Below are 21671 nucleotides of genomic sequence, written 5' to 3'. Positions count from 1 at the left end.
GTCAGCCTCCCTTCGTGAACGTCGAGACGATGTTCTGCGGCGACAGGAACAGCCGCGGGTCCACGACGTGCTCGTCGAACACCGACCAGTGGGGCACCCCGATCGCCGGCAGCAGCTCACCCAGCTCCGGGACGTCGGCCGGTGTCGCGAGCCGCATGCGCACGAGCTCGCGCACCTCGTCGAGGAGCGTGATCACGCGCTCCTCGGTCCAGCCGCCGCCGTCGGGCGAGACGGCCAGCAGCAGCGCCTGCGGGGCGCGGGCGCCGGGAGCGTTCGCGTGCACCGCGAGACCGGTCGAGACCAGGTCCTCGCGCGTCGGGTCGGCCCCCTCGCTCATCGTGCGACGCGCGGGCCGGTGCTCGGCCCACTGGTCGACCACGAAGCCCGCCATCGTCCCGGTCGGCGCGAACCGCGCCGTGGGCTCGAAGACGAGGGTGGTGACGGATGCCGCGGGCGGGTCGGCGTCGCCGACCCACCGGTCCGCCCCGAACACGGCCGCCCGCAGTGCTCCGGCGCGCTCGGTCGCGGAACGCAGCGCCGACAGCGTCGCGTACGCCGCGACGCCGGGGCGCACGGTGCTCAAGCGTGCCATCCACCGCCGCACCGGCAGCCCCGCGCCGGGAAGCAGCGCCCCGGCGAGCTCGGGCGGGCCGGTCGGGTCGAGCTGCGGCACGACGGGCACGCCGCCCAGCAGCTCGGCGAGCGCCTCGCCGGGCGGCGCGGTCGCGGCGGCGGCGAGCCGCCCGGCGAGGAGCTGATCGAGGCCCGACACGTACGCCTCCAGGACCACCCGCCCCTCCTCGGCGGTTCCGGTGAGCGCCGCCGGGTCGGTGCCGTCGCCGATCCCGACGAGTGCGAGCTCGTCGGCACGGCGCAGCAGCGCGGCCCGGGTGGTCGGGACGGAACCCACCAGTGCCGCGAGGTCGTCGCGCGCACGCTGGGCGCGAGCCGTCAGCTCGGCCTCGTCGACGGCGAAGTCCGGTGCGGCCTCGCCGCCGGCGGCGACGAGATCCCGCGGCTCGAGGGGTCGCGCGGTGGTCAGCACGGCGCGCGCGGCCGTCGCGAGCTCCCACGCGTCGCCGAGGCTGATGCGTCCTGGGCGCAGCGCGGCGTTCCCGGTCGGGGGCTCGGCGGGAAGCGACGGCCGGGCGCGCCGGCAGCGCGCCCAGAACCGGGCGAGGCCGTCGGCGCTGCCGTCCGCCGCGAGCACCAGATCGAGCGCTCCGAGGCGCAGCGCCGAGAGGAAGACGGAGTTGTTGCCGCGGAGGTGGATCGCGATGCGGTCGGCGGGGCCGAGCACGTCGCGGCACCACGCCTCGAGCACGGGATGAGCACGGGAGCGGATGCCGGGAACCCACCCTCCCGCGGCCTCGAGGCCTCCCGCGCCCGTGCCGCCGATCACCGCGACGCGCGCGGTGACGCCGTGCCGTTCGAGCGGCGACCGCGGCACCTCGGGCTCCTCCGGCAGCGTGTCACCCGACATCGCGTTCATCGCCGCCGTCGCGCGCGCGGCGTCGCCGCCCGCGAGCTGATGCACGCCCTCGGCGAGGAGCAGGTCGGCCACGGCATCCGCCACCTCGTCGAGCCGCGCGATGAGCGCGTGGACGTCGGCCACCTCGCCGGGCGCGGCGGGCGTGACGCCCGGTCCGGGGCTCGCGAGCTTGGCCTCGACCGCCGACGCCGGCGTGTCGCGCAGCGCGACGCCGTCGACCACCGCGCCGGTGTACGCCAGCGCGTCGTCGTCGCCGGCCGTCGCCGGCGTCTCGCGGCCCACCACGAGCGGGGCGAGGGCGCGCAGCGCCGGTACGAAGCGGTTGAGCGACAGGTCGGTCTCGTGCAGCCAGCGCTCGAAGCGGTAGCCGAGCAGCGCGCCGAGCTGCTGCCCCTGCCGCATGCCGCGCACGACGTCGATCGCCTCCCTCGCCCGGGTGCTGCTGAGGTCGATCTCGAGGGCGGCTCCCGCGCCGTCGCCCGGCGCGTGCGTCAGGCGTGCGCTGCGCAGCACCGCGGCCGTCGCGGCGTGCTGGGGCGACGGCGCCTGCAGCCACCCCACGCCCGGTGAGCGCACGGCCTCGTCCGGGTCCGCCGGGCGCGGCGTGAGTGCGATGTCCTCCAGCCACGCGTACGACGCGACGGCGAGCCCGCGCGGCCGGTCCGTGCGCAGGCGGTCGAGTCTGCAGGTCGCGAGGGACGTCGCCCACGCGTCCAGCCGGTGGGATGCGGCATCCAGCGCTCCGGCGAACACCCGCTCGCGCTGGGTCAGCTCCTGCCCGCGCAGCCGCGCCAGCCCGAGTCGCACGCGCGAGGCGGTGTCGGCGGCGAAGAGGTAGTCGAGGATCATGGCGGCCAGCTCCCGCACGCGGTGCGCGTCGCTGAACGCGAACAGGAGCCGGTCCGACAGCGGCGAGCGCCGGAGCGCCTCGATGATCTCCTGCTCGCGCTCGCGGAGCAGTCCGAGCTCGTGCCGCGGGCGGTCGGTCGAGGTCATGCCCTCGAGGTCGAAGAGGTCGGGCACGGTGATCTCCGCCATGATCGCGTCCAGCCGCAGCTCCTCCTCCGAAGCGTCGGGCCCCGGCTGCATGCTCCCTCTCAGCCGCTCCGCCAGCTGCTCGCGGATCTGGGTGCCGACCCCGCTCTGCGGCTCGCGCAGGACGATCCCGATCTCCTCCTCGCCGAAGTCCATGGGGCGCATGATCGCGGCGAGCGCCGCGCGCGCGGCGGCGAGCGAGGTCGAGCGAGCCACCGTGATGAGCACCTGGAGCACGCTGTCCTCGAAGGTGAGGTCGTCGTGGTCGACGAGCGCTTCCAGCGCGTCCTCGTCGCTCTCGGAGACGAGCGGCAGGCCGAGCATGCGGGGCCGGCCGAGATGCGGCATCCGGCGCAGCGATCCCAGTCCGATCCGCAGTCGCTCCTCGAGCACGCGGGTCATGTCGGCGCGCTCCTCCTCGAGGCCCGGAGAAGAGCGCTTCAGCGAGGCGCCGAGCGCGTTGTCGGTGCGCAGCACCCGCCGCACGCGCACGTTGCGGCTCGCCGGGGCGAGTCCGAGGATGCGCGGAAGCGCCGCGGCGAGGTCGCCGTCCATCACGGTGGGCGGGGGTGCCGCCATGGTCCACCATCCGCGGGCGGCCCGCACCGCGAACGCGACGAGCGCATCCGGGCGGCCCGGCCGCCGCGGGGCGACCGGCTCATACCGGGAGGTGAGCGTGACAGGAAGCAGTCCGTACGGCTGGCGGCCGGCACGCACCGCCGGAAGCGGACCGGACGGACGCACCCAGTCGGCGAGATGCTCGCGCACGTCCCACCGGTCGAAGGGCGACAGGGCACGGGCGGGCAGCGCATCGCGCAGCCACGCCTCCCACGAGACCGGCCACAGCACCTCTGCCATCGCCCTGGCCGGCTCGCCGTCGTCGGCGCCGGCGGGCCAGTCGTCGAACGCGGCCGGGTCGTCGATGCCGAGCGCACGGGCGACGGCGGCGCCCGTGCCCGGGCTCGGCGCCGGCGGGGTCGCCCCCGCGCTCCAGCCCGACCGCGCCGACTCGGTGTTGTTCGTGGGCGTCCCCGGGCCGACGAGCGCCCGATCGCCGTGGGCGCGCAGCGCGGCGAGCACGACGCCGGGCTCGGCATCCGGGTCCCCCTGGCGCACGCCCCACACGTACAGCCGATCGACGGTCGCGTCCCCCCGCTCGAGCGTCACGGTCACCGCGAGCCCGCGCTGCACCGCGACGTCGTAGTCGCGCATCCAGTCGGCGGGACCGGATGCCTCCTCGGCGAGCGCCTGCAGCGCCAGCGCGCGCTCGCGGAACTCGGCCTCCGCCTGCAGGCGATCCTCGCCGGGCGCGCCGAGGTGGCCGAGCCGGACGCCGACGTCGTCGAGGTCGACCGGCTCGCCGTCCGCCGCGGACGGCACGCCGTCCTGCCACGCGACCACGCGGAAGGCGTCTGGGAGCAGCGCCGCGCGACCGGTCGCGTCGTCGACGGCGATGTCGTCGGGGTAGATGCGCACCCGCAACTCGGTGACCGTCTCGCCGTCGCGGGTGGCGTGCCGGGACTGCGTCTCGACGCGCACCGGCACCAGCAGCACGGGCACCGACGGATCCACCTCGGCCCACACGTCACCCATGGTCGTCCTCGCGCTCGGTGGAGATGTCGTCGATCAGCGTCCGCACCCGGAACCCCACGCGCGCCGGCTTCTGGAACAGCGCCCAGGCGACCTTCGCCGCGGTCTCGGCGACCGCCGGCGCGTCCGTCGTCGCGGGCACCGTGGCCGGCAGGTGCCGCGCGCCCGCGGGCAGCCAGTGCCCCCAGGTCAGACCGTCGCGCGGGGGCGTCACGCCCGCCGGCGGGTCGATCTCGTCGAGGCCGAACCGCGGCGCACCGACGTGCTCGGCGAGCGTGAACCAGAACGCTCCGGCGTTCGGGGCCTCCCCGCCGGTGTCGGCGGCGGCCGCGGCGACGGCGGTGAGGTCGACCGCGACGAGCAGGAGGTTCGGCGTCAGCGCGAGCCGGAAGAGGCTCGCCACCGGGCGCGACGCGTACTCGACCGGGTAGTCGACGTTCGTGGACGCCGCGACGTTCGCGAGCACGTTCGGGAACCGCCGCACCAGCTCGCCGCGCACCACGAACACGAGTTTCCCGGCACGCGCCGGGTCGAGGTGGGAGCCGAGCTCGCCGGTGCGCATCGTATGCACCCCGCCGAGGAGGTCGGGCTCCGGCGTCCAGAATCGTCGCAGGCTCGTGGCCCGGCCGTCGGTGGGGTACTCCCGCCACACCAGCTCGCGGGCGAACTCGTGGTTCGCGCCGACCAGGAAGGCCTCCACGAAGGCGGCGTTGGTCTGCAGGGCGGTCACCATGTCGGGCTCGGGGATGGCTGCGACGCCGGGCATCAGCCATTCCCGGTCGTACCGGCTGAGGGCTTCGTAGAGCGGATGCCGGAACTCCGGCGCCGCGAGCACCCGCTCCAGGTCGTCGGGGTCGCGGCCGAACAGTCCGGCGAGACCGGGAAGGCGCGTGCGCGCCCGCCGCGGCACCGTGAACAGCGGCCGAAGCAGGCCGACCAGGTCGAGCGCGGGGATGTCCAGGCGCTCGCGCGGCGGCTCGACCGGCTCGGGCGCGGCGCCCGTCGCGGCCTCGCCGAAGGTGGCGATCAGGTCCTCTCCGGGACGCTCGATGATCGGGATGAGGTGGTCGGGCGTGGGGGTGGTCTCGAACGGGTGGTTTCCGTCGTACCCGCGTTCGTCGAGCGCGGCGAACAGCGGCTCGAACACGCCCTCCTCGAGCAGCCGCGTCTCGAACGGCCCGAGATCTGCGGGGTCGGCGCCCGTCTTCGGGAAGCGGGCGACGCCGGGGCCGGGCAGCTCCCACTCGTCACGCGTGCGGGACAGCTGCCACGCCGTGCCGAGGAGGGTGCCGAGGTGTCGCAGGTGCACGCGCAGCCCCGGGGTGTCCTCGAGCGCCCGCACCTCGTCGGGGGTCGGCAGGGCGTCGAGGAGCTCGGACAGCAGCGCGGTCGTCTCGTCGTCGTCGGAGACACCGCTCAGCAGCGAGACGTCCTCCTCTTCGAGGTGCGCCATCAGCTCGCTCGTCGCGCCTGTCGCCGGCCCGGCGACGGGCAGCACCCAGTCGGCGCCGGCGTCGCCGTCGGCGATGAGGCGCTCGCTCTGCGCCACGCGCTCGTCCGCTGCCGTGAACCGCGCCGTGCGCCCGAGCGGGCGGGCCATCCGGCGCAGCGCGCCGCCGAGCGCCGCCGGCGGAAGGGCGCTGGCCGCGACCGTCGCCCGCACGGTGATCCCGCCGAGGTCGACCTGGGCGTGCGCGCGCGCCGTGGCGGCCAGGAGCGGAGCGGACGGCATCCGCTCGATCGTCCGCCGGTGCAGCGCCGTCGACACGACGCGGGCGAACTGCGCGGCGCGCAGCACCTCGTTGGCCTCCCGCACGTTCTGCAGCTGCGACCAGGCCGCGGCCATCAGCGGCTCCTGGTCCATCTGCACCACGGCGGTGCCGAGGGCCGCCGCGACGCGGTGGGCGGGATCCAGGTTGAGCTCGGCGAGCCAGCGCGGCTCGCCGGCATCGGCCGGGAGCACGTCCGTCAGCACGTGGGCGCCGCCGAACAGGGGCGGCCCCACCTCGGGGTCCGCCGCGGGGTCGGTGCTCGCATCGACGAGCGCTCGCAGCCGCGCCGTGGCCGCGGCATCCCACCGTCCCTGATCCGACGGTTCGGGCTCGCCCGACGCGGTGGGCGCGATGAGCGCGCCGTGCACCGCGCGCGGGCCGTCGGCGGCGGCCACGGTGACGCCGCTTCCGGGCTGCGACGTGTCGACCCAGCGCCGGCCCAGCCCGTCGGCCGCCGGCACCGGCACGATGCTGTGCGCGAGCTCCTCGAAGCCGCCCTCGTCGCCGGTCGCGAACTCCCACCGGTCGTACACCGGCAGCACGACGGTGTCGGCGCCGCCCTGCCCCCACGCCCACGCGAGCGAGTCGATCGTTCCGCCGCGGATGCCGGCGCGCCGTCCGGCCTCGAACGTCGGCACGACGAGCGCGGTCCAGCGCTCGTGCGGACGCAGCCGGGTCGGGCTCACCAGGCGCGACAGGTTGAGCTGCGGCGACCCCAGGTGGCGCGTCAGCGCCTGGTCGTCGTGACCCTTGCCCGACACCTGCGCGTGCGCCCACGCCCACGCGTCCTCGGGCGGCGGCAGCTCGGCGACCGGCACCTCGACCGCCGGCGGCAGGTCGGGGCCCGCGGGCGCCACCTGTCGCACGATCGACGCGGAGGGCACGACGACCAGCCGCAGCCACGGCGGCAGCCGACCGGACGCGGGCGCCGCCGGCGTGAACATCCACGGCAGGTCGGGCGCATCGAACTCCACGTGGACGAGGTCGCCGGTGGGAGCATTGCCCGTGCCGGGGGCCGGGTGGCGCCGGATGATCTGCGCCGCATCGATCCCCAGCACGTCTCCCGGGCCCCGCAGCGTGATCGGCTGCGAGACCGTCTCGCTGCCCGAGCCGTCGGTGAGCGCGAACGACACGTCGACGGTGGTGCGGGCGCGGGCGCCCTCGGTGAAGACGGGTTGCCGGATCCCGGCGGCCGCGCCGGTGCGGAAGTACGGCAGGAAGGTGAAGCTCGCCGCGCCCGCGTCCTCCGGGGCGATCGCTGGGATCCGGGCGGTGACGTCGAAGACCTTCATGACGCCGCCGCCCTCATGTCGCTGCCATCTTGGTCATGGCGGCCAGGCCGCCGAGCGCTCCGCTTGCGGTGTGGACGGCGTCGGTCCACGGCGCGAACTCGGCGATGACGGCACCGGTGCGCACGTCGGTGACCCGCGTCTCGCTCACCGGCCGCACCGCGATGCGCCGCTCCAGGTCATCGGCGCGGTAGCGGTCGCCGATGCGCAGCCCGGTCGCGCCGGCCGGCCCCGCCTCCAGCACGAGGCGCGCCCACCCCGACAGGTCGAAGAAGCCGACGCCGGCACGCTTCTTCTCGGGCGCCCCCGGCCACGAGTCGTCGTAGGTCATCGTCGCGTCGGTGGCGAAGCCGCGCAGCACGCCGGCCTGCGTCGTTGCGTCCGCCGGGTCGATCGCGAAGCCGCCGGTGCGCTCCTCGAACTCGGGGGCGGCGAGCTGCGCGTCCTTCGTGAGCGTCATGAACTGGCCCACCCCGAACGTCTCGGCGACGGCCGAGTGATCGGCATCCGTGCGCCCCGGTCCGTCCGGACCGATCTTCACGGCGCCCGAGAGCGCCAGACGGCACCCCGCGGGCTGGACGGATGCCGCGCCCCAGCGGTCGAGCGTCATGTCCAGCGGCGCGAGCCGCTGACTGGCGCGCACGAGGCCCCACGGCTCGATCACCAGGGCGCCGTCGGGCAGTGCGGCCAGGCGCACCGGTGACCGCACGCCCTGCCGGTCGATGCGCTGCCACGCCCGCGGATCGCGCAGCGCCTCCGCCACGAGCGCCAGCGGACGCACGGTGGGCGGCGGGAGGGGGGCGGACGCGTCCCCGAACTGCACGGGACCGAACGAGATGCTCGGGTCGGGCAGCGGCCACGGCAGCGACACCTTGCCCGTGCCGCGGACGCGCCAGGGGCTCGGGCCCGACAGGTGCAGCGAGAGCGAGACGCCGAACAGCGAGCATCCGAGCGCCTCGACGTGCGCCCGGGCGGTGGCGTCGACCTCGAAGCCGAAGGGGTCGAACTGGATGAGCGCGTCGAGCGTGAGCCCGCCGCGGACCGCCGCGACCCCGACCGAGTAGGCGAGCTCGATCGAGCCGCCGAACTGCACGGTGTTCGGCGTGAGGGCGACGTAGCCCTGCACGCGGAACTGCAGCCCGATCGGCGGCGACATCTCGGCGCCGATCCTGCCGAGGTCGGCGAGCTCGGGCGGCTTGCGCGTGTACGTCGGGTGGAATCCGCCGGCGCTCAGCACCACGGTGCGGTCGTCGCCGAAGCGCACCAGCATGCCGATGCCGCCGTAGACGGAGAAGAACCCGATCCGCGAGGAGTACAGCTCGGCGCGCAGCAGGATGATGCCCCGGCCGACCTGAGCCATGACGGCGGCGCGCAGGTCGATGATCGCCGCGCTCTCGCTCGGGATCACGCAGCGCGCGCGCCCGAGCACGATCATCACGGGATCGGGGGCGGCGAGGAGGACGGCGACATCGAGGGTCATCAGCGTGACGGGACGGCCCCAGCCCAGGCGCAGCATCGGTCCGATGACGAAGCCGCCGGCCCGAGGCGGGAACACGCGTCCGAGGGTCTGCAGGATCGTGGGGGCGGCCTTGCGGACGTCCTCGGGGAACAGCAGCCTGTCCAGCACGCCGTCCTTGAGCCCCGACGAGATCGCGGCCGGATCGACCGTCACCCCGAGCCCCACGATCCCCCCGACCGCGTTGAGGGTGAACAGCAGCCCGAGCTCGATGGGCACGGCGAAGCTGACCGACATCACCGCGACGAACGACATCCCGTCGGCGCCGCGCGAGCGAAGCAGGCCGAACGCCGTCACGGTGACCGGCCCCAGGACGAGATCGAGCACGCCCCCGTAGCCGTCGGGGAGCACGAGGAGGTAGCCCGAGCCCTTCACCGGGCCCGCGCTGAGCGACAGGCCGATGCCCCGCGGCAGCACCGGCACGATGGCACCGGCCCCCTCGCCGAAGGGCGGCGCGCCGCTGAGGATGCGCCCGGGGTCGAGCACCAGCCGCACGCCGGAGCCGTCCACCCGGGCGCCGATCACCCCCGCGACGTCGACGGCGAGCCGGCTGCGCACGGTCAGCGCCACGGTGGCGCCCGAGGGCTCGAGCGCCAGTTCCATCCCTTCGAGGTCGACCACCTGCGCCTCCAGGCGCGCGGGCAGCTCGATCGGCCCGAGGCTGCCGCCGGCGGTGAGCCCGCGGTGGTCCACGGTGAGCTCCAGGTCGGCCGCGGCGCTTCCCGCGGCGCCGACGAGGATCTTCAGCACGCCGTCGGTGCGCTCCCCGAGGTCGATGCGCACCTCGCCGCCGCGCACCGACATGCGCAGACCGGTGTCGGACAGCCCGACGGCGAGGCGGATGGTGCCGGCGCGGAACAGCGCGACGCGCACGTCACGCCGCGCCCACGCCAGCTCGACCTTGTCGGGGGCGGCCGTGGCGGTGGGCTGCTCCAGGCCGAGGCGGGTCACGAGCGCACCCGGCGGCCGGGCGTCGACGGCCTTCTTCGCGGCGGCGGTCGCGTCCACGCCGAGCAGAGCGGCTGCGGCGAAGAACTCCTTGACCGCGGCCCACGCCGCGGCCGCGGCGCCGGCGATGTCGCCGGCCGTCGCCTTGGCCTCCGCGAGGTCGGCCTGGGCGAGACCTGCCGCGAGGCGCGCGGCGACGGGAGCGGTGTCGGGCGGCAGCGCGCCGCCGACGAGCTCCTGCAGCTTCGCCGGCGTCGGGGTCGCGCGCAGGCGCCCGACGATGTACTGGAGCGCGGCCCGGAGCAGCCGGGCGGGCAACTCGTCCATCCCACCCCCTGGGACGACGGATGGAGCGTGGTGTGACAGCACGTGCAACCGCACGGACCGTCGCGCCGCATGCGGCACGGCGGTGCGAAGAGCGCCAGACTCGAACGCCGCCCACCCCATCGGGCGGTGTCATCTACGAACTTGGCCCTGCCCGGGTCGGATGTCAACCACCCTCCGGGCGCGGGCGCACCTCCCTTGGAGGCATCCGCTCGATCGACCGCCCGTCAGAGCTTGCGCAGCAGCACCGTCTCGACCGTGTGGTCGGCCGCCTTCTGCAGCACCAGGTTCGCGCGGTGCCGCGTGGGCAGCACGTTCTCCTCGAGGTTGGGCAGGTTGATGGAGTTCCAGAACCCGAGGGCGCGCTCGACGGCCTCCTCGTCGGACAGCTGCGCGAACACGTTGAAGAACGAGTTCGGGTTGCTGAACGCGGCGCGACGCAGCGCGAGGAAGCGCTCGACGTACCACTGGGCGATGTGCTCGGCATCCGCATCGACGTAGATGGAGAAGTCGAACAGGTCGCTCACCGCGACGTCGTTGGGCGTGGGCGGCGGCTGCAGCACGTTGAGCCCCTCGACGATCACGATGTCGGGGCGGCGCACGGTGATGACCGCATCGGGCACGATGTCGTACCGCATGTGCGAGTAGAAGGGGGCGCGCACCTCGGGGGCGCCGCTCTTCACCTCGGTGAGGAACGACACGAGCGCTCGGCGGTCGTACGACTCGGGGAAGCCCTTGCGCTCCATGAGCCCCCGCCGCTCGAGCTCGGCGTTGGGGTACAGGAAGCCGTCGGTCGTGATGAGCTCGACGCGCGGCGTGCCCGGCCAGCGGCTGGTGAGCTCGCGCAGGAGGCGGGCGATCGTGGACTTGCCGACGGCGACCGAGCCGGCGACGCCGACGATGAAGGGCGTCGTGGAGTCCGTCTCGCCGAGGAACGCCGACTCCTCGGCGCCCAGGCGCTTGGTGGACTCGGCGTACAGCGACAGCAGCCGCGACAGCGGCAGGTAGACCTGCGCGACCTCGGCGATGTCCAGGCGATCGCCGAGCCCGCGGATCTGGACGATCTCGGTCTCGCTGAGCGGCTGCGTCACCCCGGCGGCCAGTCGCGCCCAGTCGGCGCGCTCGATCTCGCGGTAGAGGGACAGAGCGGGGGCGACCACGCCCGTCTCGTGCAGGGTCGCTTCATCGGCGGACATCGCGCCCATCGTATCCGGTGGTGCACGCGTCACGGATGCCGCGCCCTCGCTCCGCCCCGCGCCCCGCCGCCCCGGCGCCCCGGCGCCCGGGTTCCCCCTGCGAAACACCACATCCCGGACGAGACACCACGCCGCTCCGCGGTGCCTCGTCGCCGATGCGGTGTATGCCCTGAACGACCTTGCGAAACACCACATCCCGCACGAGACACCACGCCGCCCCGCGGTGCCTCGTCGCCGATGCGGTGTATGCCCTGAAGGGTCGAGGGCGGGAACGGCGCGGGGGGCCGCGCCGCTAGGGTGAACGGGTGCGCCTCGGAGTCCTCGACATCGGCTCGAACACCGTCCATCTGCTCGTGGCCGACGCCCGTCCGGGAGGCAGGCCTCTCGCGACCACGAGCCAGCGCACCGTGCTGCGGCTCATGCGCTACCTCGCGCCCGACGGCTCGATCACCGACGAGGGCGTGACGGCGCTCGTCGACGCCGTCACGCAGGCCCGGAAGGTCGCGGCCTCGGAGAACGTCGACGAGCTCCTGGCCACCGCGACCTCCGCCGTCCGCGAGGCGAAGAACGGCCCCGAGGTCATCCGGCTCATCGAGGAGGCGCTCGGCCAGCCGCTCCAGGTGCTCGGCGGCGAGACAGAGGCGCGCTACACCTTCCTCGCCGTCCGCCGCTGGTTCGGCTGGGCGGCCGGCCAGATCCTCCTCTTCGACATCGGCGGCGGCTCGCTCGAGATCGCGGCCGGAGCGGACGAGCTGCCCGAGTCGGCGGCATCCGTCCCACTCGGCGCGGGCCGCATGACCGTGCGCTTCCTGCCCGACGACCCGCCCGGCGAAGCCGCCGTCGAGAAGCTCCGCGACCACGCGCGCGCGACCCTCGCGCCCGTCGCGAAGTCGTTCGGCGCGCTTCCCCGGCCCGATCACGTCGTCGGCTCGTCCAAGGCGATCCGGTCGCTGGCGAAGCTGGTCGGCTATCCGGTGCCCGGATGGTCGGGGATCGAGCGGATGCTGCTCCCGCGCGACGCCCTCGGCTCGTGGATTCCGCGGCTCGCGCGCATTCCCGCGTCCGCCCGCCAGGAGCTGCCCGGCATCACGGCGGACCGCACCTTCCAGATCGTCGCGGGCGCGGTCGTGCTCCACGAGGCGATGCGCGCGCTGGATGTCGATGAGCTCGAGGTGTCGCCGTGGGCGCTGCGGGAGGGCGTGCTGCTGCGCTACATCGAGGAGCTGGGCTGGTGAGCCGAGCCGCTCAGCGGCGGGTCACCCGCTCAGGGGCGGGTCATTCGTCGAACTCGGTGAAGGCCGCGTAGATGCCGTAGACGGCGAGCGCTGCGACGTGCCACTCCTCGGGACCCTCGGGGCCCATGGTGACGATGCGGGGCGCGTCGATCATCGCCGGGTTGATGCGCCGGTGATCGGTCATGCCGTCGATCGTGGCCATGATCGCCACGGCGAGGTCGCGCTCGTCGACCCCGGGGCGCATCCGGACGCCGAGCGCGCCGTTGAGCGTCCGGTACAGCTCGGCCATGCGCTCGCAGTATCTGTCCTCGATCTCGGAGAGCAGCGCTCTGATCTCGTGCCCGCCGGGAACGGCGTCGCCGCTCGCGAGTGCGGCCGACATGGTCTTGTACGCCCGGTAGGCCACGGAGTGCTCGACCGCGACCACGTTGTGGGCGACGGCGAGTCGGACGACCCTGCGAAGTGCCACGCCGCGGTCGACACCGGCGGGCTGGTCGGTGTCCGCCGCGCCCTGCGCGATGGCCCCCTGCAGCAGCTGCAGCGTCTCGCCGTCGAAGCCGGTGTCGAACCCTGGGTCGGCGTCGAACAGCGCCCGCACGAGATCGGCGACGAAGGCCCCCCGATCGGGCCAGATCCGGAAGACAGTGGACCGCGGCACCCCCGCCACGCGGATGAGGTCCTCGAGCGCGATGTTGGAGTAGTCGAGCAGCAGCCCCTCGGCCTCGACCCGCTTCACCGCGGTCTCGAGCATCAGCGCGCGGGTCTCGCCCGCAGGCCGACGCGTCCGGGGTGGATCAGGAGGGTGCACGCCTCGATTATCGCCCCGACCGCGACCGCGCGCCGCACCGGCGTCCGCGGGGGTCGCGGTGCCGGGTCCCCACAACCCGGCACCGTGAGACCCACGAAGCGGCACGGAGCCGTCGGTCGGATCAGCACGCAGGCCACCCCAATGGCCGCGCGCCCTCGCCACTCTAGAGACTGGAAGTCTCATATCTCAAGTCGAGCTTCCCTGGACGTCCGCGCCGCCTCGTTCACGCTCGGGGTCAGCCGCCCGCCAGGGGCGCCTCGTCCACGCGCTCGGGGACCTGCCGCACCAGCCGGTCCCCCTCCCAGCGCACCGGCATCGGGTCGGTGACGCCTCCGACGAAGAGGCCGTCCTCGCCGACGTGGTGGAAGGCGAACAGCAGCCACTGCCCGTCCGACCGGCGGCGCAGCAACCGGCCGACGTAGAGCGACTCATCGGTGAGCGGGTACGCGCCGTCGATGTCGAACGGCCCGAGGAGGCTCTCCGCCGGCACCGCCCACGTGCCGCCGTGGCTGCCGCGGCGCGAGGCCGTGGCCTGGTCGCCGAGGCACGAGAAGATGAGCACGGGGCTGCCGTCGACGACCTCGGCCTGCACCACCTCGAGCTGCCCGAAGCCCTTGGGACTCGGCGCCGACAGGGGCTCGCGCAGCTCCCACGTGCGCAGGTCGGCCGACCACGCGTGCCCGATGACGCCGCGGCCGTCGACCGGGCCCTCCGGCGCGCGCGCCGTGATCAGCATGTGCCAGCCGTCCCCCTCGGGGTCGGGGAACACCCACGGGTCGCGGAACGCCTCGTCGTGCCAGGCGCCGCTGGACAGCTTCTCGTACCACGGCCCCTCCGCCTCGAGCACGGGGCCAGGGGCCTTGGTCCACACGTGGAGGTCGGGCGAGGTCGCGTACCCGATGCGCTGGATGTTCTTGCCGTCCGGAGCGGCCGTGGCGCCGGTGTAGAAGAGGAACCACGTGCCGTCCGGATGCCGCACCACCGAGCCCGTCCAGGTCGCGAGGTCGTCGAAGGCGGGGGCGTCGCTGCGCACGAGCGCGTCCTCCACCTGGGTCCAGTTCACGAGGTCGGTCGAGACCGCGTGACCGATCGAGGCGCGGTAGTGCCGGGCGTCGGGGTCGCGCAGCGCGCGCGAGGCATAGAGGAAGAAGAGGTGGTAGCCGTCGCCGTCGTCGGCGAACCAGAAGTCCCATACCCAGGAGCCGGGGAGGTCGAACACAGTGATCCTTCGGGGTCTTGCGCGCGGTCGGTCGATCGCGCGACATGCGGTCGGTTCACGGCCGTCGCGGCCGTGAGAGGTCGGTCACGGCGCGGCCGTGAGAGGTGGGGTCACGCCGTGCGCGCGACGGTGAGCTCGTCGCGCCGGGGCGGGTCGGCCCCCGGGCGTGACACGGTGATCGCGGCGGCGCGCGCGGCCCGCTCGAGCAGCGCCGCCACCGCGGCGGAGCGGATGCCGCCCCCGGGCGCCCGCAGGTCGGCTCCGGTGATGCGGCGCTCGAGCAGGCCGTCGATGAGCGCGCCCATGAACGTGTCGCCGGCGCCCACGGTGTCCACGACGTCGGTGGGGATCCCCGGGACCACCACCTCGCCGTCGGCGGTCACCCCGATCGCGCCCTGCGAGCCGAGGGTGACGACGACGAGCGCCGGACCGCGGGCCACCCACTCGCGTGCGATCTCGACGGCATCGCGCCCGGGTGCGAGCCAGTGGAGGTCCTCGTCGCTCGCCTTGACGACGTCGGCGAGGGCGACGAGGTCGTCCACCCGGGCGCTCACGCGCGCGGGGTCGTCGACGAGCGAGGGCCGGATGTTCGGGTCGTACGTGATGAGCGCGCGCGGGCGGGCCGCCCGCACCAGGGCCACGACCTGCGCGTCCCCCGGGGCGAGCACCGTCGCGACCGAGCCGACATGCACGAGGTCCGCCGTCGCGGCGAGCGCGCCCTCGAGCCCGCTCACCTCGGCGCCGAGGTCCCACTCCAGGTCGAAGGAGTAGGTGGCGGCCCCGGCCGCGTCGAGGTGCGCGGTCGCCGTCGCCGTGCGCAGGGCCGCCGAGGCGGCGACCTCCACGTCGGATTCCTCGAGCCAGCGTCGGATCCGCCGCCCCCGCTCGTCGTCGCCCAGGCGCGTGACGAGCGCCGGCCGCCGGCCCAGGCGGCCCAGGGTGAGCGCCGTGTTGGCCGGGCTCCCGCCGGGGGCCTCGTCCACGGCATCGGAGGCGCGATGGACGATGTCGACGAGGGCCTCGCCGATCACGAAGACGCGGGGTGCGGCGGCGCCCACCTGTCCGGGGCCGCCGCGGGGCGCGGCATCCGTCGTCATCCCTTCACCCCGCTCGCCGCGATGCTGCTCACGAACGCCCGCTGGAACACCAGGAACACGATGAGCACGGGGATCGTGATGAGCGACGTGTACGCCATCACCTCGCCCCACGCGGTGTTGAGCTGGAAGAAGTACTGCATGCCGACCATCACCGGTCGCAGCTCCTCCTTCTGCACCACCATCAGCGGCCAGAGGTACTGGTTCCACGCCGGCAGGAACGTCAGGATCGCGACCGTCGCGAACGCGGGGCCCGACAGCGGCACCAGGATGCGGCGGTAGATCGTGAACCAGCTGGCGCCGTCGATGCGGGCGGCCTCGTCGAGCGACTTCGGGATCGTGGAGAAGTACTGCGTGAACAGGAAGATCGAGAACGCGTTCGCGATGAACGGCACGATCTGCACCTCGTAGGTGTTCAGCCAGCCGAAGTCGTACTTCAGCACGCCGCCCTCCATGACGAGGGTGGGCAGCTGCGCGACCCAGTAGACCATCGGCACCGCGATGGTCTCGAACGGCACGATCAGCGTCGCGATGACGATCGCCAGGACGACGATGCGGCCCTTCCACTCCAGGCGTGACAGCGCGAACCCCGCCATCGAGTTCACGATGAGGCCGAACCCGACGGTGAGCACGGTGACGAACACGGAGTTGAACAGGAACCGCGCGACGGGCACACGATCGAAGACGCCGAAGTAGTTGGCGAGGCTGATGTCTCCGGTGGGGAGGAACGCGTTCACCGAATCGATGTCCTGCAGGATCTGCGCGTCGGGCTTGAGGCTCGAGACGAACATGAACACGAGCGGGAACAGGAACAGCACGCCGAACAGCGACATCGCGACGTACACGAAAATCTTGCCGCGCAGCCGATGCGATTTCTCGCTCGCGGCGGTCCGGACGCGTCGAGGGCGCTCCGACCCGCGTGATGCGGTGGTGAGGGTTCGGGTTTCGGACATGGCTCAGTCCTTCTCTCGCGTCAACCGTCGCTGGATGAGCGCGATGATCAGCACGGCGACGAAGAAGATGAGCGAGATCGCGGCGGCATAGCCGATCTCCTGCTGCTCGTAGCCCTTCCGCACCGCGTGGAAGACGATGGTGGAGGTCGCGCCCTGCGGGCCGCCCTGGGTCATCACGTCGACCTGCACGAACAGGCCGAGCGCTGCGATCGTGATCGTGACGAGCACGAACACCATGGTCGGGCGAAGGCCAGGCCAGGTGACGTTCGTGAACTGGCGCCACGGACTCGCGCCGTCCATCCGGGCGGCCTCGTAGAGCTCCTCGGGAATCGTCTGCAGACCCGAGAGCCAGATGATCATGTGGAATCCGACGGCCTGCCAGATCGACATGAAGATGATCGCGCCGAGTGCGGTCTGCGGATCGTTCAGCCAGTCGACGCCCGACCACAGCCCGAAGGTGAGGGCGTCGATCATCGAGTTGATCAGGCCGTCCTGCTGATACATGAACTTCCACAGGATCGACACGACGACGATCGAGGTGACGACGGGGATGAAGAAGATCACACGGAAGGCGGTGACCCCGCGCATGCGCCGATTGACGAGCACCGCCAGCAGGAGCCCCAGGGCGGCCTGGACGGGCACGACGACCAGCGCGAAGATCGCGGTGTTTCCGACGGACTGCACGAACAGCGGGTCGGCGGTGAACGCGCGGACGAAGTTATCCATCCCCACGAAGCGCGGGGGGTTGGGTGAGATGAGTCGCGCGTTGGTGAACGACAGCGTGAAGGCGAGGATCACGGGGATGATCAGGAACAGGACCAGGAGGATGCCGGCGGGGGCGATCATCCCGAGTCCTGCCCACGTCTCGCGCCCCTTGATGGAGCGGAAGCGACGGAGTTCGCGCCGAGGTTCTTCGGCGGCGACCGTCGGTGGAGTGACAGTCATGGCAGGTCTCTCTGAGGATGCGCCGGCGGGGGCATGAGGCCCCCGCCGGCGCGGCGGATCACTGGAAGCCGTAGCCGTCGTTCGACTCGATGTTGGCGTCGATGTCCGACACCGCGCGATCGAGCGTCTCCTGCACGTCGGCGCCGCTCATGATGTCCTTCGCAGCGGTCTCGAACGTGGCCGAGATCACCGCGTATGCGGGGGTCTCGGGACGCAGCACCGCGTACTCCTGCGAGAACTCCACGAACGGGCGCAGGGCGCCGTCGTCGCCGAAGTACTCCGATGCCTGCGCGGCCGCCTCGGTGGCGGGGATCACGACCTGCTTGTCGGCGAACTCGGTGATGTACTCGTCCTGGAAGCTGAACTCGAGGTACTCGCGAGCGCCGTCGGCGTCGTTGCACTCCGAGGAGATGCCCCACTGCCACGAGCCGCCGCCGATCGCAGGTCCGTTGCCGAGGTCCGGCGGGGGCAGGATGAGCAGGTCGTCTCCGACCGCGTCGAGCGCGGCGACGGCGTTCCACACGCCCGTGTAGCTGAGCGCCACCTCGTCGTCGACGAACTCCTGATTGCCCACGGTCCCGCCGTTGTCGGCGTACCCGTCGGCGAAGAGACCGGCGAACCACTCGCCCCACGCGACCGCCTCGGGCCCGTTGAGCGCACCGTCGGCGGTCAGCATGCTCTCGCGGTCGATGAGGTCGCCGCCGAAGCTCTGCAGGAGGGGCGAGTAGGCGTACGGCCACCACTCGCCGGTGTCCTCGGCGCCGATGTCGATCGGCGTCTCGTAGCCGCTCGCCTTCAGGGTGGCGAGGGCCTCGCCGAACTCATCCTGCGTCCACGGCTCCTCCATGGTGGGGATGCGGATGCCGTTCTCCTCGAGCACCGACTGGCGGGCGAAGATCGCGAGCGCGGCATCCCAGTAGCCGGCGGAGTAGATCTCGCCGTCCCACACGCCGACCGCGGTGGGCAGCAGCGAGTCGGTGAGCTCGGTGGGCAGCTCGAGCGGCTGCAGGTAGCCCGCCCACGCCCAGTTCGGCATGATCGGCCCGTCGAGGTCGAGAAGGCAGGGAAGATCGCCGGATGCCGCGGCCGCGACGATCGCGTCGTTGTAGGCGCCCTGCGGGAACGACTCGTGCACGACCTGGTACTGGTCCTGGGAGTCGTTGAAGTCCGAGATGATCCGCTCGTAGACCTCGAGCTCTGCCGGGTTGCCGGCGGAGTGGGTCCACATCGTCAACTGGGTGCGGCCGTCATCGGTCGTGGTCTCGCCTTCACCGGCCTGCCCGCAGCCGGTCAGGGCAAGGGCCGAGACCAGTCCGGCAGACACGAGGATCGGGGTCCTTGTGCGCATGGTTGTGGTTTCCTTTTCTTGTGACCTACGCCTGCGTAGGTCATCGGTCGGGGGCCGCCTTCGGCGGCCGCTCGTTGTGTCAAGCCCGTCGCCGGTTCTGTTTGCCGACGTGTGCCGGCGGCGGGCCCACGGAGTCTCGTCGGATGACGGGACACTCCATCAGGTGCGCGGCGTCCTCATCCCCTTCCGCACGGACGCCGAGTGCGACCTCCATCGCCCAGCGACCCATGTCGTAATGGGGCAGCGCGATGGTGGTCAGAGGGGGATCCTGTTCCGCGGCGACGAGCTGCTGGTCGTCGTACCCGACGACCGACAGATCCCGCGGGATGTCGAGGCCGCGGCGGTGCGCGGCGATGTATACGCCCACCGCCATACGGTCGTTGAAGCAGAAGACCGCGGTGGGGCGCTGCTCCTCGGGAAGCTCGAGCAGCCGCTCGAATGCGGCGCGTCCGCCGCGGGCGGTCGTCTCACCGTGCACGTGGAGGGCGGGGTCGACGGGGATGCCGGCCTCGGCGAGGACCTCGAGGTAGCCTTCGTGGCGCAGCGTCGAGGCGATGGGGTTGTCGTCGGTGTCGATGTAGGCGATGCGCCGATGCCCCGCGGCGACCAGTTCGCGCACGGCCGCCGCGCCCCCGGCGCGGTCGTCGGGGACGACGGAGCGGAATCCCCCGCCCTCGGGCCGGCAGTCGAGGAAGACCGCCGCCGCAGGGAGTCCGGTCGGGGCCGGGACGATCTGGTGCCACATGCACGCGTAGATGATCGCGTCGACCTGCTGCGCGGACAGTGCGCGGATCGCGTCCGCTTCGATGGCGCTGTCGCCGCCGGTGTCGATGAGGAAGAGCAGGTGGTCGTTCTCGCGCGCGGCGTCCTGCGCGCCGGCGAGCATGTCGCCGGCGAACGGCGTCGTCGCGATCTGGTCCGAGATGAGTCCGACGGTTCGGGTCTGCTGGGTGCGCAGCCCGCGGGCGACCGAGCTCGGAGCGTATCCGATGGAGCGGGCGGCCTCGCGGACACGTGCCCTGGTCTCCTCCGAGATGCGGGATTCGACGTCGTTCATGACGAGGGACACGGTCGTCACAGACACACCGGCTGCCGCCGCCACGTCTGAGATCCGAGCCCGGGCCATCGTCGACACTCCCTCGTGCTAAATCGATTTATCGAACGACACTGATTATGAACCGCTGTCGCGCTCGGCGTCAAGTGCGAAGTCTGGATCGATGCGGAGACGACGCGGCGAGCGACGTTGAGGACGCCCGGTTGAGCATGGCCCAGCCAAGCTCAGCCGGCATGGCTCAGCCGGCCAGGCGGAACCTTCTCGGAGGCGGTTCGATGTCGAACACAGCAAGGCGGAGCGCGAGCCGGGGGACCAGCACGAGCGGATCGCCCCTCCCCGGCGGCGGATGAAGGACGAAGTCGCCGAGCCCCTCGCGGGTGATGCGCCAGCCACCGTGATGCAACTCCATATGGTGGAACCTGCAGAGGAGGATGCCGCGGTCGATGTCGGTCCTGCCCTCGTCGCGCACCCACTCATCGATGTGATGCGCTTCGCAGTAGGACGCCGGCCGGTCGCAGCCTCGCCACCGGCACCCACCGTCGCGGATCGCGAGGGCGATCTTCTGCTTGGGCCGGTACAGCCGCGCCTCGCGCCCGAGGTCGAGCGGATTGCCGCCTCCGTCGACGGTGACGTGACGGGTGGCCGTGTGGCACATGTGCTGGGCGGCCAGCCAGGCAGGCAGCACCGTCTGGTCGTCTTCGACCAGCGCCACCGCCGGCGCACCCGAGCGCTCCTGGACGATCGCGTCGGCGGGCACCACGATGCGCACGCCGGCCTGGCGGGCGCCGAACACCGTCGCCGCGTCGGCGAGGGCGCCGGCGCACAGCAAGTCGAGGAAGAGGTCGTACGCGAGCTGGTCGTTCGTGCGCGGGTCGGCGACGAGCTCTTCGGCGCGCGCCTTCTCTTCGGAGTCGACGAACCGCGGGCCGCCTCGTCGGGGCCGGAGCGCCGAATCCCAGATGGTCTGCGCCCACGCGCCGCCGAGGTCGTCGAAGACGATCGAGCCGCGCCGCACACCGTCGGCATCGCGCCACAGCCGGAAGGCGCGCCCCTCGAACCGCTGGTCGAACCGCCGCTGGGCGCCTGCCGGGTCGAGTTGATCGCGGATCGTCCGGGCGGCTCGGCCGAGCTCTTCGACCGTGCGCTCCCGCGCCTCGGCGATGAGCTGCTCGGCTGCCAGCATCCACGCCTCGCGCCAAGCCTCGCGCGCCCGCGCGACGGCGTCGAGCCCGTCGTCTTCGCCGGAGGTCGCGACCGGATCGGGCTCGGGCGGCTCGCCGAGCCCCCGCAGGATCGCGTCGTGCTGGGCCGACCCGATCGCTCCGGCCAGCAGCGCCCGTCCGAGCGGAGCGTGCCACGGCTCGGGCTCCCCGCCGGCCCCAACCCCGGCCCTCGGCCCCGGTCCCACGCCGACCCCGGCTCCCGCCCCTTCATACGGCGGAACCGCCGGGTCCGAGGCATCCGTCATCGCATCGCGCCCGGGATCGATGCCGGCCAGCGTGCGCAGCGATTCGCCGAGCCGGACGTGCTTGGCCGCCTCGGCTCTCGTGGCCCCGGTGATCTCCTGGATCAGCGACGCCGGATTGCGGTGGCCGCGCTTCTGCGCGAGCCCGGTGTGACCCGCCTCGCGGGTCGATCGTGCCGCGGCCGCGCCCGACGCCGCGATACGCACCTTCTCTCCGGCGCGCACCAGCCCGGTCGCGGCTTCGAGTGCAGCGACCACCCCGTCGTCGCTGAGGCGATCCAGTGCGAGGGGCAGCTGCTCGGCCTCGACGTCACCTCCGAGAGCGTCGCGCAGCACCTCCAGGTGCTGCGCGAGCTCGGAGAAGAATGCCATGTCTGATCATGGCATC

The 21671-nt window shown here is 73.1% G+C and carries 13 protein-coding genes; 1 reads left to right on the top strand and 12 read right to left on the bottom strand.

The window, feature by feature from the left end; genetic code table 11:
* Nucleotide 1: 1 nt before the first annotated feature.
* The 4 genes from ACFRAL_RS14420 to coaA form a co-directional block, all read right to left on the bottom strand.
* The gene (locus ACFRAL_RS14420; protein ID WP_378884088.1) at nucleotides 2-4120 is read right to left on the bottom strand and encodes a hypothetical protein; all 4119 of its coding nucleotides are present in this window, start codon (nucleotides 4118-4120) and stop codon (nucleotides 2-4) included.
* Entirely contained in the window at nucleotides 4113-7181 is a 3069-nt protein-coding gene (locus tag ACFRAL_RS14415; protein WP_378884085.1) for a hypothetical protein, read from the bottom strand. Before ACFRAL_RS14415 ends, ACFRAL_RS14420 begins: the two co-directional genes overlap by 8 nt.
* Before the next feature lie 13 nt (nucleotides 7182-7194).
* Nucleotides 7195-9969, bottom strand: coding sequence for a DUF6603 domain-containing protein (locus ACFRAL_RS14410; protein ID WP_378884082.1), 2775 nt, complete (start codon nucleotides 9967-9969; stop codon nucleotides 7195-7197).
* 224 nt (nucleotides 9970-10193) lie between these two features.
* A complete protein-coding gene (coaA, locus tag ACFRAL_RS14405; protein WP_336398150.1) occupies nucleotides 10194-11162 on the bottom strand; it encodes a type I pantothenate kinase in 969 nt (322 codons plus the stop codon).
* A 305-nt stretch (nucleotides 11163-11467) separates the two neighbouring features.
* On the opposite strand from coaA, the gene ACFRAL_RS14400 reads away from it, so the two are divergent.
* Entirely contained in the window at nucleotides 11468-12397 is a 930-nt protein-coding gene (locus ACFRAL_RS14400) for a Ppx/GppA phosphatase family protein (protein WP_336398149.1), read from the top strand.
* 40 nt (nucleotides 12398-12437) lie between these two features.
* Here ACFRAL_RS14400 and ACFRAL_RS14395 read toward each other — a convergent pair whose 3' ends face one another.
* The 8 genes from ACFRAL_RS14395 to ACFRAL_RS14360 all read right to left on the bottom strand — a co-directional run bounded on the left by ACFRAL_RS14395 (nucleotide 12438) and on the right by ACFRAL_RS14360 (nucleotide 21655).
* Entirely contained in the window at nucleotides 12438-13148 is a 711-nt protein-coding gene (locus ACFRAL_RS14395; RefSeq protein WP_378884077.1) for a hypothetical protein, read from the bottom strand.
* Nucleotides 13149-13440: 292 nt separating this feature from the next.
* Nucleotides 13441-14424, bottom strand: coding sequence for a family 43 glycosylhydrolase (locus ACFRAL_RS14390; protein WP_378884074.1), 984 nt, complete (start codon nucleotides 14422-14424; stop codon nucleotides 13441-13443).
* A 110-nt stretch (nucleotides 14425-14534) separates the two neighbouring features.
* The gene (locus tag ACFRAL_RS14385) at nucleotides 14535-15521 is read right to left on the bottom strand and encodes a carbohydrate kinase (protein ID WP_378884071.1); all 987 of its coding nucleotides are present in this window, start codon (nucleotides 15519-15521) and stop codon (nucleotides 14535-14537) included.
* Entirely contained in the window at nucleotides 15518-16471 is a 954-nt protein-coding gene (locus ACFRAL_RS14380; RefSeq protein WP_378884068.1) for a carbohydrate ABC transporter permease, read from the bottom strand. Before ACFRAL_RS14380 ends, ACFRAL_RS14385 begins: the two co-directional genes overlap by 4 nt.
* Before the next feature lie 3 nt (nucleotides 16472-16474).
* Nucleotides 16475-17416 (bottom strand): sugar ABC transporter permease, encoded by a 942-nt coding sequence (locus ACFRAL_RS14375; RefSeq protein ID WP_336398144.1) that lies wholly within the window; start codon nucleotides 17414-17416, stop codon nucleotides 16475-16477.
* A gap of 58 nt (nucleotides 17417-17474) precedes the next feature.
* Nucleotides 17475-18764, bottom strand: coding sequence for an extracellular solute-binding protein (locus ACFRAL_RS14370; protein ID WP_336398143.1), 1290 nt, complete (start codon nucleotides 18762-18764; stop codon nucleotides 17475-17477).
* Between the two features lie 79 nt (nucleotides 18765-18843).
* The gene (locus ACFRAL_RS14365; protein WP_336398331.1) at nucleotides 18844-19890 is read right to left on the bottom strand and encodes a LacI family DNA-binding transcriptional regulator; all 1047 of its coding nucleotides are present in this window, start codon (nucleotides 19888-19890) and stop codon (nucleotides 18844-18846) included.
* A gap of 166 nt (nucleotides 19891-20056) precedes the next feature.
* Complete coding sequence (locus ACFRAL_RS14360; protein ID WP_378884066.1) at nucleotides 20057-21655, bottom strand: HNH endonuclease; 1599 nt, start codon at nucleotides 21653-21655, stop codon at nucleotides 20057-20059.
* Nucleotides 21656-21671 lie beyond the last annotated feature (16 nt).

The organism is Microbacterium sp. NPDC056736 (assembly GCF_042790415.1).
Taxonomy (GTDB): domain Bacteria; phylum Actinomycetota; class Actinomycetes; order Actinomycetales; family Microbacteriaceae; genus Microbacterium.
Note: the sequence above shows the minus strand (reverse complement) of the source record. Positions and strands in the feature narration are given on the sequence as shown.